The sequence below is a fragment of the Stenotrophomonas sp. CS3K5 genome, assembly GCF_059515225.1.
In genome coordinates this window covers 349,742-362,155 of record NZ_JCAKRX010000004.1, presented here as the reverse complement: position 1 = coordinate 362,155, position 12,414 = coordinate 349,742, and the positions used below count along the sequence as shown (strand labels likewise).

Here is a 12,414-nt window from a genome sequence, read left to right as displayed (position 1 = left end):
CGCGGCATGGATGCCGCGGCCAAGCCCCCAAGGACGGGTTTACGGCGTCCCCGCAACCCGACACCGCCCCGCCCACCAAACAGAAAAGCCAGAGCCGGCTGTTGCTCCGGCTCTGGCTCTGGCTTTTGCTTTGGCGTTGCCTCTGCGGGTGCCGGGCCGCAGGCCCGGCCGACAAACTCACACCACCGGTTCGCGCAGGGCCGGGTTGTCCCAGCCCGGGCGCGGGGCGAAGCGGTCGCCGTGGCGCTGCTGCAGTGCCTTCAATCGTTCGACGATGGCGTCGGCACCGACCGCACGGATGTGCTGGATCGGGCCGCCACGGAACGGGGCAAAGCCGGTGCCGAAGATCACGCCGGCATCCAGCAGGTCCGCGTCGGCCACCACGCCTTCGTGCAGGCAGGCCACCGCTTCGTTCAGCAGCGGCAGGATCAGGCGATCCTCCAGATCGGCCGGGGCCTGGTAATCGCGGGCCACGTCCGGCTTCTTCGGCTTGCCGTTCTCCCAGGTGTAGATGCCCTGGCCATCCTTCTTGCCGCGCTTGTCCGGCTCCACCGTCTGCAGCGCGGCCGGAATCTGCAGGCCCAGGAACGGCGCCAGTTCACGGCCCACGCCCGCAGCCACGTCCAGTCCGACGGTATCGATCAGTTCGATCGGGCCCATCGGCATGCCGAACTTCACCGCCGCCTTGTCGATCACCGGGCCCGGGATGCCTTCGGCATAGGCGGTGGCGGCCTCCAGCATGTACGGGAACAGCACGCGGTTGACCAGGAAGCCCGGGCTGCCCGCCACTGGAACCGGGAACTTGCCCAGTGCCTTGCAGAACGCGGCCAGGCGGCGCTCGGTCTCCGGCGCGATGCCGTCGTGGTGGATGATTTCCACCAGCGGCATCTGTGCCACCGGGTTGAAGTAGTGCAGGCCGGCGAACTGCGCCGGGCGCTGGATGTGGTCACGCAGTTCCACCAGCGGAATCGACGAGGTGTTGGTCGTCAGCAGTGCGTCCACCTTCATCTTCGGTTCCAGCGTCTCGTACAGCGCACGCTTGGCTTCCGGGTTCTCGATGATCGCTTCGATCACCAGGTCGGCCTCGGCCACGCCGTTGCCTTCCAGGTCGGCACGCAGGCGTGCGGCCACCGCCGGGCGCTTGCTCTCGTCGCGCACCTTCTTGGCGAACAGCGCCCGCGCGCGTTCCAAGGCCGGGTCGATGAAGCGCTGCTCGCGGTCCTGCAGGGTCACCTCGAAGCCCTTGTAGGCGGCCCAAGCGGCGATGTCGCCACCCATCACGCCGGCGCCGACCACGTGCACGTGGCGGATGCCTGAGTCACCGCCGCCCAGGCCCTTCAGGCGCTCGGTGAGGAAGAAGATGCGGATCAGGTTGCGTGCGGTCGGCGTGCTGGCCAGCTTCACCACCGCACGCCGCTCGGCATCCAGGCGGGCCTGGATCGGCTTGCCGCCGCTGCGCTGCCAGGTGCTGATCAGTGCGTACGGCGCCGGGTACTGGTCCTTCTTGGCCTTGCGTGCCACCTGCTTGACCATCTGCGGCGCCAACAGCGTGCGCGCCAGCCAGGTGTTGGTCGCCCAGGCCGTTGCGCGTTGCTTGAACGGGCGGGTGGTGCCGGACAGGGCCAGTGCCACGGCGGTGTCGAGCACCACCGCCGGTGCCACCACCTTGTCCACCAGGCCGATGCCACGCGCCGCCGAAGCGGAGAGGGTGCGGCCGGTCAGCATCATGTCCATCGCCGCCGGGGCGCCCACCAGCTGCGGCAGGCGCGCGCTGCCGCCCCAGCCCGGGAAGATGCCCAGCTGGGTCTCCGGCAGGCCGATGCGGGTGCTGCTGTCATTGGAAGCCACGCGGTAGCGGCAGGCCAGCGCCAGCTCGGTGCCGCCGCCCAGGCAGTGGCCGTGGATGGCCGCCACGGTGGGGCAGGGCAGCTCGGCCAGCTTCTGATAGGTGGACTGGCCACGGCGGATGGCGTCGTTGACGGTACCGCGGCGGTCGAACTCCTGGAACTCCTTCAGGTCGGCGCCGGCAATGAAGCCGGCCTTCTTCAGCGACTGGATCACCACTCCCCTGGGCGGGTCCAGCGCGATGCGTTCCAGCAGGTCCCCCAGTTCCAGCAGCACATCCTGCGACATCGCGTTGACGCTGCTGTCCTGACGATCCAGGGAGAGAACCACCACGCCGTCGTCGCGGATCTCGGGGTGCCAGTGGCTGAAGCGGAGACCATCGAAGCCTGAGAGCATGGACGTTCCATCCGGTTGTGTATGGAGAAGCAGCTATGATCCAGAGGTTGTTTCCCCCGCGTCAAATCCCAATAGCAGGGGAGTGGCGCCCCCGGATCCATGGCCGTGGACCGGGACGCTAACGGAACGGTGGTTAAAAGCTGGTGCGGCGCCAGGTGATCGGCGACTGAACTTTTCCCGGGATTGGCAGTCTCATTGCCCGACGTCGGTTGGGCTGACAGGAGTGCGGCCCCTCATGGCCGAGGTTGATACACCACAGGAGCTGGACCTGGAGCTGGTCCGGCGCGTGCAGCACGGCGAGAGCGCCGCGTTCGATGTCCTGGTGCGCAAGTACCAGCATCGCGTGGTGGCCCTTGTCGGTCGCTACATCGCCGACTGGAGTGAATGTCAGGACGTTGCCCAGGACACTTTCATCCGCGCCTACCGCGCGATCGGAAGTTTCCGTGGCGACGCCCAGTTCTCAACCTGGTTGCATCGAATCGCCGTGAATACCGCCAAAAACTACCTGGCTTCACACAATCGACGGCCGCCGACCGATGACATCGACATCGGTGATGCCGAACAGTTCGACAGCGGTACGCGCCTGCGCGACACCGACACGCCCGAACGGGAGTTGATGCGCCAGGAGCTGGAACAGACGGTGATGAAAGCCGTCAACGCGCTGCCGGAAGAACTCCGGTCAGCGATCACCCTGCGCGAGGTGGAAGGCCTGAGCTACGAGGATATCGCGCAGAAGATGGGGTGCCCGATCGGCACCGTGCGTTCACGGATCTTCCGGGCGCGCGAGGCGATCGACACCGAACTCCGGCCGCTGTTGGACATCGGCAGCGCCACCCGTGAGAAGAGCCGCGTATGACCAGCAAACCGTTCAACGAATCGCAGAACCATCAATCACCGGCCGGGCAGCGTCTGGACCAGCGCCACCGCGAGCAGCTGTCGGCCCTGGTCGATGGCGAGCTGGGCGCCGATGAAGCGCGCTTCCTGCTGCGCCGGATGGAACACGACCCCGAGCTGGCCGGCTGCCAGGAACGCTGGCAACTGCTGGGCGATGTGATGCGCGGCCAGGCCTCGCTACTGGCGCCCGCCGGCTTCAGTGCTGCCGTCGCCGCCGCCATTGCCAGCGAACCCGCACCGCAGGCCGAGCCGCGCCGGCAGGTGCGCCGCAGTGGCTGGCGGGCTTGGGGCGGCGGTGCCGCGTTGGCGGCATCGGTGGCCGCGGTGGCCCTGTTCATGGGCGCCGAGAAGCTCAGCGAAGCCCCCCCCGGCGAGCCGCTGGCACCGCAGGTGATCGCCAGCCAGGCCGAACTGCCGCCGGCACCGGCCAACCCGGCCACGGTCACCGAAGCCTCGGTGGATACCGCGGCGATGGCCGTGGCGGCCGCGCCGGCCGTGGCGATGGCCGCGTCCAGCCGCCGCCAGGAGACCCGTCGGGCCAGCGCGACCCGCAGCCAGCAGGCCGCTCGTGCTGCCCAGCGCGACGACGCCCCGCAACGCGTCATCGCCGCCGCGCAGGCGCCGTTGACCCCGACCGTGCCCGCCAGTGCCAACCGCAACCTGCCGTTCGGTGAGGTCAGTGGGCTGCAGGCCCGGCCGTGGCCGCGCTCCAGCCTGGCCCCGGCCGCAGGCGGCGCGCTCAACGCCAGCTTCCCGGCCCACGCCGGAGGCGCTGCGTTCTACCCGTTCGAGCCGCGCCTGCAGGATGACCTGCCGGTGCCGCCGCGCCCGCGCGACTGAGCCGGGCCCTTTCACGCCCCGCCGTCGGCGGGGCCCGTATTCCTCTTTCCATCCGACCCGGAGGTTGCCGTCCGATGACTCCCCGACTCCGCACGCAGGCGATCGGCCTGCTGGCCCTGACCCTTCCCCTGATGGCCTGCGCACAGGCCCCGGCACCTGCCGCCCCGGCCCAGCCTGCGCCGGCCGCTGCGCCGAGGGCGCCGGCACAGCCGCTGGTCAGTGGCCTGCCCGATTTCACCAACCTTGTCGAACAGGTCGGGCCGGGCGTGGTCAACGTCGACACCACCATCGTCCGCAACAACCGCCAGGCCGCGCGCGGCCCGATGGGCGACGATGACATGCCGGAGTTCTTCCGCCGCTTCTTCGGGCCGGACTTCCCGATGCCGGGGCAGGGGCCGGGCGGGCAGGATGGCGGCCCCAGCATCAAGGGCCGTGGCATGGGCTCGGGCTTCATCATTTCGCCTGATGGCTACGTGCTGACCAACTACCATGTGGTGGCCGACGCCAGCGATGTGAAGGTCAAGCTGGGCGACAGCCGCGAGTTCACCGCCAAGGTGGTGGGCAGTGACCAGCAGTACGACGTTGCCCTGCTGAAGATTGACGGCAAGAACCTGCCGACCGTGCGCGTGGGCGATTCCAACACGCTCAAGCCGGGCCAGTGGGTTGTCGCGATCGGCTCGCCGTTCGGCCTCGATCACTCGGTCACCGCCGGCATCGTCAGTGCGCTGGGCCGCAGCACCGGGGGCGCCGACCAGCGCTACGTGCCGTTCATCCAGACCGACGTGGCGATCAACCAGGGCAACTCCGGTGGCCCGCTGCTGAACACCCGCGGTGAGGTGGTCGGCATCAATTCGCAGATCTTCTCCGCGTCCGGCGGCTACATGGGCATCAGCTTCGCGATCCCGATCGACCTGGCGATGAGCGCGGTCGAGCAGATCAAGAAGAGTGGCAAGGTCACCCGTGGCCAGCTTGGCGCGGTGGTCGAACCGATCGATTCGTTGAAGGCGCAGGGCCTGGGTCTGCCGGACAGCCGTGGTGCGCTGGTCAACCAGATCGTGCCGGGCAGTGCGGCGGCCAAGGCCGGCGTGCAGGTGGGCGATGTCATCCGCTCGGTCAACGGCAACGCGGTCAACAGCTGGTCCGATCTGCCGCCGCTGATCGGTGCGATGGCGCCGGGCAGCAAGGTGAACCTGGTCGTCTACCGCGACGGCAAGCCGCGTGAACTGGGGGCGACCCTGACCGCGCTGAGCGAAGACGGACCGGGCAACGCCCGTGGTCCGGCCACGGCCAATGCCGATGCCGCGCCGCAGACCGGTGCGGTGGCCCTGCTGGGCCTGGACGTCAGCGACCTGACCGCGCCGCAGCGCAAGCAGTTCGGTCTGGACGGCAACGAAGGCGTGCGCATCACCGGGGTCAAGGGCCAGGCCGCGCGTGACGCCGGCCTGTCTCCGGGCATGGTGATCCTGCAGGTCGGCCGCACCCCGGTTGGCAGCGTGGACGCCCTCAACCGTGCGCTGTCCAGCTTCAGGAAGGACGATGTGGTGATGCTGCTGGTGCGTACCGGCAACGGCAACAGCGCCTTCGTGGCGGTGAAGGCCGGCCAGTAAGGCCGGCACGGGCCGCCCCCGCGGCTCCGTGGTGCCCCCGAAGCCCCGCCCTGGCGGGGCTTCGGCCATTCCGGGCCCGGCCTGACGAGGCCGTTTTCGCGGCGGGGCGCCGGGCATGCGATAATCGACCGTTACCCTGACGACGCCGCGCGCCGCCGCCACCTATGTCTTCTGATTCGATGCGGAACATCCGCAACTTCTCCATCATCGCCCATGTCGACCACGGCAAGTCCACGCTGGCCGACCGCATCATCCAGCTTTGTGGTGGCCTGCAGGCCCGCGAGATGGAGGCGCAGGTGCTCGACTCCAACCCGATCGAACGCGAGCGTGGCATCACGATCAAGGCGCAGTCGGTGTCACTGCCGTACCTGGCCAAGGACGGGCAGACCTACCATCTGAACTTCATCGACACCCCCGGCCATGTCGACTTCTCCTATGAGGTCAGCCGTTCGCTGGCCGCCTGTGAAGGCGCGCTGCTGGTGGTCGACGCGGCCCAGGGCGTGGAAGCGCAGTCGGTGGCCAACTGCTACACCGCCGTCGAACAGGGCCTGGAAGTGGTGCCGGTGATCAACAAGATCGACCTGCCCACCGCCGACATCGAGCGCGCCAAGGCCGAGATCGAGGCCGTGATCGGCATCGACGCGGCCGACGCGGTGCCGGTCAGTGCCAAGACCGGCCTGAACGTGCAGGACGTGCTGGAAGCGATCGTGCACCGCATTCCGCCGCCGCAGCCACGCGATACCGACAAGCTGCAGGCGCTGATCATCGACTCCTGGTTCGACAACTACCTGGGCGTGGTCTCGCTGGTGCGCGTGATGCAGGGCGAGATCAAGGCCGGCGACAAGCTGCAGGTGATGTCCACCGGCCGCAACCACCAGGTCGACAACGTCGGCGTGTTCACGCCGAAGCGGAAAGTGCTGCCGGCCCTGCGGGCCGGTGAAGTGGGCTGGGTGACGGCCAGCATCAAGGACGTGCACGGCGCCCCGGTCGGCGACACCCTGACCCTGGCCGGCGATCCGGCACCGAAGCCGCTGCCGGGCTTCCAGGAAATGCAGCCGCGCGTGTTCGCCGGCCTGTTCCCGGTCGATGCCGAAGACTACCCGGACCTGCGCGAAGCGCTGGACAAGCTGCGCCTGAACGATGCCGCGCTGCGTTTCGAGCCGGAAAGCTCCGAAGCCATGGGCTTCGGCTTCCGCTGCGGCTTCCTGGGCATGCTGCACATGGAAATCGTGCAGGAGCGCCTGGAGCGCGAATACAACCTGGACCTGATCAGCACCGCGCCGACGGTGGTGTACGAGGTCCTGAAGACCGACGGCTCGATCATCAACATGGACAACCCGGCCAAGCTGCCGGCGGTGAACCAGGTCGAGGAGATCCGCGAGCCGATCATCCGTGCCAACGTGCTCACCCCCGAGGAGTACATCGGCAACATCATCAAGCTGTGCGAAGAAAAGCGCGGCAGCCAGATCGGCATCAACTACCTGGGCAGCCAGGTGCAGATCAGCTACGAGCTGCCGATGGCCGAAGTGGTGCTGGACTTCTTCGACAAGCTGAAGTCGGTCAGCCGTGGCTATGCCTCGCTGGACTACCACTTCGTGCGCTTCGACGCCGGCCCGTTCGTGCGCGTGGATGTGCTGATCAACGGCGACAAGGTCGACGCGCTGTCGCTGATCGTGCACCGCAGCCACGCCGACCGTCGCGGCCGCGAACTGTGCGAGAAGATGAAGGACCTGATCCCGCGCCAGATGTTCGACGTGGCCATCCAGGCCGCCGTCGGCTCGCAGATCATCGCTCGCACCACGGTCAAGGCCATGCGCAAGAACGTGCTGGCCAAGTGCTATGGTGGCGACGTTTCGCGCAAGAAGAAGCTTCTGGAAAAGCAGAAGGAAGGCAAGAAGCGCATGAAGCAGGTCGGCCGCGTGGAGATTCCGCAGGAAGCGTTCCTGGCCGTGCTGCAGATGGACAACAAGTAAGCCCGCACCGGCCCTGCGCGGCCGGTCGTCTGGTGACGTTGCAAAGGACCCTGAATGAAACTGTTTGAGATCCTCCTGGTCGTGCTGACCCTGGCCTCGGGCCTGATCCTGCTTGCCGACAAGCTGTACCTGGCCAAGCGCCGCGCCCAGCGCGCCGGCCTGCTCGATTCCGAGCCGGTGCTGGTGGACTACTCGCGCGCCTTCTTCCCGGTGCTGGCGATCGTGCTGATCGTGCGCAGCTTCATCGCCGAGCCGTACAAGATCCCGTCCAGCTCGATGATGCCGAACCTGCTGATTGGCGATTTCATCCTGGTCAACAAGTTCTCCTACGGCCTGCGCCTGCCGATCAGCAACACCAAGATCGTGCCGTTCGGCGAACCCTCGCGGGGCGACGTGGTGGTGTTCCACTTCCCCGGCCACGGCGACAACGATCCGGCCAAGGGCGAGAACTTCATCAAGCGCGTCATCGGCGTGCCCGGTGATACCGTGGTCTTCGAGGGCGACGGTGTGGTCCTCAACGGCGAGCCGCTGAAGTACGACAACAAGGGCATCTACGCCGGCCACAAGGGCCAGGGCGAGGGCGCCAACCTGCTGGTCGAGCACCTGCCGGGCCGCACCCACACCGTGCTGGAGACCGATTACCCGCGCGGCCAGGGCCAGTGGACCGTGCCGGCCGGCAAGTACCTGGTGATGGGCGACAATCGCGACAACAGCGACGACGGCCGATTCTGGGGCCTGCTGCCGGAAGAGAACCTGCGCGGCAAGGCATTCCTGATCTGGCTGAACTGCCAGGGCTGGTTCTGCAAGGATGGCTTCGAGCCGTCGCGGATCGGCTCGAGCATCAACTGAGCGGGCGTCAACCGAGTATTTTCACATCCAACGCGTATCTGGGGAGAACGCAATGAAGACGATGAACACGCAGCGTGGCATGACCCTGACCTCGTTCCTGATCGTCCTGATCGTGGTCGGCTTCTTCCTCTACATCGGCATGAAGCTGTTCCCGATGTACCAGGAGTACTACGCGGTGCGCTCGGCGATGAAGAGCCTGGCCAACGAGCCGGGCGTGGGCAGCATGGAGCCGGCGCGGATCCAGGAGCTGTTCTTCAAGCGCCTGTACATCAACTACTCGGACAACGTGAAGCCGGCCAACGTGAAGTTTGATCGGCGCGACAATGGCTGGACCCTCAAGGTCAACTACGAAGTGCGCCGTCCCCTGGTCGGCAACCTCGATGTGGTTGGCAAATTCGATTCAACCCAGGACCTGACCCGAAGCGGTGCCGAATAAACCTTTCCAACGTGGCGACCTGATCGGTCATCCCTTCCGCGACCCGGCGCTGCTGAAGCAGGCGTTGACCCATCGCAGTGCCGGTGCGCCGCACAACGAGCGGCTGGAATTCCTGGGCGACAGCATCGTCAACATGATGGTGGCCCAGGCCCTGTACCAGCGCTGGCCGAAGGCCGACGAAGGCGCGATGACCCGCGCCCGCGCCGAGCTGGTGCGTGAAGGCGCGCTGGCGGTGATCGCCCGCACCCTGGAACTGGGTGATCGGCTGATACTGGGCGCGGGCGAGATGAAATCCGGCGGCCATCGCCGTGATTCGATCCTGGCCGATGCGGTGGAAGCGGTGGTGGCCGCGATCTATCTGGATGCCGGCTTCGAGACCTGCCGGGCAGTGGTGCTGCCCTGGTTCGGTGCCTCGATGGACGCGCTGCCGGCCACCGGCCGGCCGGAGAAGGACCCCAAGACCCGCCTGCAGGAATGGCTGCAGGCCCGACAGAAGGCGTTGCCGCAGTATGAACTGGTGTCAGAATCCGGTGACGACCACGCCAAGCACTTCCGGGTACGCTGCAACGTAGCCGACCCCGCCGCCAGCATCGAGGGCGAAGGCGCCTCGCGGCGGATTGCCGAACAACAGGCGGCTGCGGCCGTCCTTGAACAACTGGATTCCAAGTGAGCGAACAAACTCCCCATCACTGCGGCAGCGTGGCCGTCATCGGTCGCCCGAACGTGGGCAAGTCGACCCTGACCAATGCGCTGGTCGGCGCCAAGGTCAGCATCGTTTCCAACCGCCCGCAGACCACGCGTCATCGCCTGCTGGGCATCGCCACCTACCCGGAAGGTCAGCTGGTGCTGGTCGACACCCCCGGCCTGCACAAGGTGCAGAAGCGGGCGATGAACCGGGTGATGAACCGCGCCGCGCGCGGCTCGCTGGAAGGCGTCGACGCCGGCCTGCTGGTGATTGAAGCCGGCCGCTGGGACGAAGAGGACAGCCTGGCCTTCAACGTGCTGCGCGACGCCGGCATCCCGGTGGTGCTGGTGGTCAACAAGATCGACCGCCTGAAGGAAAAGGGCGCGCTGCTGCCGTTCCTGCAGCAGGTGACCGAAGGCCGCGATTTCGCCGCCGTGCATCCGATCTCGGCGCAGAAGCGCAATGGTCTGGAGGCGCTGGTGCGCGATGTGCTGAAGCTGCTGCCGGAAGCGCCGCCGATGTTCGGCGAAGACGAGATCACCGACCGCAGCCAGCGTTTCCTGGCCGGCGAGCTGGTGCGCGAGCAGCTGATGCGCCAGCTCGGCGAGGAACTGCCGTACGCCACCACCGTGGAGATCGAGCGCTTCACCGAGGACGGCAACCTGCTGCGCATCGGTGCGGTGATCTGGGTCGAACGCGAAGGCCAGAAGGCCATCGTGATCGGCAAGGGCGGCGCCCGCCTGAAGGAGATCGGCGCCAAGTCGCGCCTGCAGATGGAGCGTCTGTTCGGGGCCAAGGTGTTCCTGGAAACCTGGGTGCGCGTGCGTGAAGGCTGGTCCGACGACGAGGCCGCACTGAAGGCCTTCGGCTACGAGTAAGCCGGTGCAGTCGCTTCGATGCTGATCGAGGACGACACCGGGTTCGTGCTGCACGCACGGGCCTACCGCGAGACCAGCCTGCTGGTGGAGGTATTGAGCGCCCAGCATGGCCGCATCGGCCTGCTGGCGCGCGGTGTATCCACCGCGAAAGGGCAGGTGCTGCGTGCTGCGCTGCAGCCGCTGCAATGGATCCGTTTCAGTGCGCAGCAGCGCGGCGAACTGGCGCAGCTGCGCGGTGCCGAGGCGCTGGATGCGGCGCCGCGGCTGGTCGGCCAGGCCATGCTGGCCGGCTTCTATCTGAGTGAACTGACCCTGCGCCTGGCACCGCGCCAGGACCCGCTGCCGGAGTTGTACCTGGCCTATGGCGAGGCGCGCGCGCGCCTGGCGGTGGGGGCCGGCCTGGCCTGGACGCTGCGTCGCTTCGAGCGCGAACTGCTGTCCGCGCTGGGCCTGGGCTTCGAGCTGGACAGCGCCAGCGACGGCCAGCCGATCGATCCGGCGGCGCGCTATGAACTGGACCCGCAGGAAGGCGCGCAACGGTTGCTGAGCGAGCGCGGCGGCGAACGCCGGGCGGCTGCAACCGGTTCGGCGCTGCTGGCGCTGGCCGCCGATGAAGAGCCCGGCGCGGCCGATCTGGCCAGCCTGCGCCTGCCGATGCGGCGGGTGCTGGCCCATCACCTTGGAGCCAAAGGCCTGAAGTCCTGGGAACTGCTGGAGCAGCTGGCCCCCCGACGGTAAGGGGTGTCCGGCAGGGCTTGCAGCCCTGCACCTGCCGAATCAACGTCAACGTCAACGTCAAAAGCAAAAGCTGGTTATCTGTGGGTAGGCGGGGTGGGTCCGGTTGCGGGAGACGCCGTAAACCCGTCCTTGGGGGCTTGGCCGCGGCATCCATGCCGCGGACACTCCCGCAACCGGACCCACCCCGCCTTCGACAGATTCTTGCGAGCTGTCGGACATGCCGACGGGGTCAGATCCGTTTTCCCTCGGAAAACGGATCCGACCCCAGTTTGAATTTCGATATCTGACAGAGATTCATCCACGCATGGCGTGGATCTACCAGACACCAGGAAATTGTCAGGGGCGGGGCGGTGTCGGCGTGCGGGGTGTCAGCCGCATGGATGCGGCTGCCAAGCCCCCAAGGACGGGTTTACGGCGTCCCCGCACGCCGACACCGCCTCGCCAAACCTCGGAATCCAGCTTTTGCTCTGGCTGTTGACCTGGCCTCTGCGGGTGCAGGGCTGCAAGCCCTGCCGAACCACCCCTCAGTGCAGGAGGGCCGCCACCGCGGCGCGGAACCCGTCCTGGGCCTGCCCGGACTCCGGCGCATGATGCAGCTGGCGTACCGCGCGCCCCAACCGCGCCGCGCCAACGAAGCCACAGCTGGCCTGCAGCCGGTGCAGCTGGCTGCGCAGCTGGCGCTCGTCATGCTGGTCCACGGCCTGCTCAACCGCATCGCGGACGCCCGGCAGTTCGGCCAGGAACAGCTCGCGCAGCGCGATCAGGTGGTTGCGCTGGCCATTGAGCGCGGCCAGGGCCGCGGTTTCATCCCAGTCCTCCACCTGCAGCTCGACTGCCGCCGGTGCCTGGGCCACGAAGATGCCCGCCGGGCTGTTGACCAGCGCCCGGCGCACCGCCTTCAGCAGCTGGTCGCGGCCGAGCGGCTTGACCAGCGTGTCACTGAAGCCGGCCTCGCGCAGGCGCGCGTGAATGGAGGTATCGCCGTCGGCGGTATGCGCCAGCGCGGGGGTGTCCGGATGTGAACGGCGCAGTTCGCGCAGCAGCTGGGCACCATTGCCATCGGGCAGATTGACGTCGATCAGCCACAGATCGTGGGCGCCCGGTTCGGCACTGGCCAGCGCGCTGGCCAGCGAATCTGCGGTATCCACGTCCGCCGGTAACGTTTCCAACGCCGCTTTGAAAAAACCGCGGCTGATGATGTCGTCCTCGACAAGCAGGAAGCGGGGCCGGCTGGCCCGCGGGGTCATCTGCATCAGGGCTGCCTCCATGTCAG

Annotated in this window: 11 protein-coding genes; 9 read left to right on the top strand and 2 right to left on the bottom strand. The window is 67.6% G+C overall.

What is annotated here, in order from left to right; translation table 11 throughout:
* Window positions 1-177 precede the first annotated feature (177 nt).
* A complete protein-coding gene (locus tag AC5YGJ_RS08970) occupies window positions 178-2,241 on the bottom strand; it encodes a 3-hydroxyacyl-CoA dehydrogenase NAD-binding domain-containing protein (RefSeq protein WP_496186304.1) in 2,064 nt (687 codons plus the stop codon).
* A gap of 235 nt (window positions 2,242-2,476) precedes the next feature.
* On the opposite strand from AC5YGJ_RS08970, the gene rpoE reads away from it, so the two are divergent.
* The 9 genes from rpoE (at window position 2,477) to recO (ending at window position 11,141) form a co-directional block, all read left to right on the top strand.
* Window positions 2,477-3,097, top strand: a complete 621-nt coding sequence (rpoE, locus tag AC5YGJ_RS08965) for an RNA polymerase sigma factor RpoE (RefSeq protein WP_005418256.1) — start codon at window positions 2,477-2,479, stop codon at window positions 3,095-3,097.
* The gene (locus AC5YGJ_RS08960; RefSeq protein ID WP_496186303.1) at window positions 3,094-3,975 is read left to right on the top strand and encodes a sigma-E factor negative regulatory protein; all 882 of its coding nucleotides are present in this window, start codon (window positions 3,094-3,096) and stop codon (window positions 3,973-3,975) included. The genes rpoE and AC5YGJ_RS08960 overlap by 4 nt, the downstream gene beginning before the upstream one ends.
* 74 nt (window positions 3,976-4,049) lie before the next feature.
* Window positions 4,050-5,582 (top strand): DegQ family serine endoprotease, encoded by a 1,533-nt coding sequence (locus AC5YGJ_RS08955; protein WP_249843234.1) that lies wholly within the window; start codon window positions 4,050-4,052, stop codon window positions 5,580-5,582.
* Window positions 5,583-5,761: 179 nt separating this feature from the next.
* Window positions 5,762-7,555, top strand: coding sequence for a translation elongation factor 4 (gene lepA, locus AC5YGJ_RS08950; RefSeq protein WP_074899507.1), 1,794 nt, complete (start codon window positions 5,762-5,764; stop codon window positions 7,553-7,555).
* Between the two features lie 54 nt (window positions 7,556-7,609).
* Window positions 7,610-8,404 carry a signal peptidase I gene (gene lepB / locus AC5YGJ_RS08945; RefSeq protein ID WP_057498572.1) on the top strand — a complete coding sequence of 265 codons (795 nt, stop codon included), beginning with the start codon at window positions 7,610-7,612 and terminating at the stop codon, window positions 8,402-8,404.
* 52 nt (window positions 8,405-8,456) lie between these two features.
* The gene (locus tag AC5YGJ_RS08940; RefSeq protein WP_107231174.1) at window positions 8,457-8,840 is read left to right on the top strand and encodes a DUF4845 domain-containing protein; all 384 of its coding nucleotides are present in this window, start codon (window positions 8,457-8,459) and stop codon (window positions 8,838-8,840) included.
* Complete coding sequence (gene rnc / locus AC5YGJ_RS08935) at window positions 8,830-9,510, top strand: ribonuclease III (RefSeq protein ID WP_249843235.1); 681 nt, start codon at window positions 8,830-8,832, stop codon at window positions 9,508-9,510. The genes AC5YGJ_RS08940 and rnc overlap by 11 nt, the downstream gene beginning before the upstream one ends.
* Window positions 9,507-10,403: a GTPase Era gene (gene era / locus AC5YGJ_RS08930; protein ID WP_005410599.1), complete on the top strand. Its 897-nt coding sequence runs from the start codon at window positions 9,507-9,509 to the stop codon at window positions 10,401-10,403. The genes rnc and era overlap by 4 nt, the downstream gene beginning before the upstream one ends.
* An 18-nt stretch (window positions 10,404-10,421) precedes the next feature.
* The gene (gene recO, locus AC5YGJ_RS08925; protein WP_249843236.1) at window positions 10,422-11,141 is read left to right on the top strand and encodes a DNA repair protein RecO; all 720 of its coding nucleotides are present in this window, start codon (window positions 10,422-10,424) and stop codon (window positions 11,139-11,141) included.
* A 524-nt stretch (window positions 11,142-11,665) separates the two neighbouring features.
* Here the strand turns inward: recO and AC5YGJ_RS08920 are convergent.
* Window positions 11,666-12,394: a response regulator gene (locus tag AC5YGJ_RS08920; protein ID WP_249843237.1), complete on the bottom strand. Its 729-nt coding sequence runs from the start codon at window positions 12,392-12,394 to the stop codon at window positions 11,666-11,668.
* Window positions 12,395-12,414: the final 20 nt, after the last annotated feature.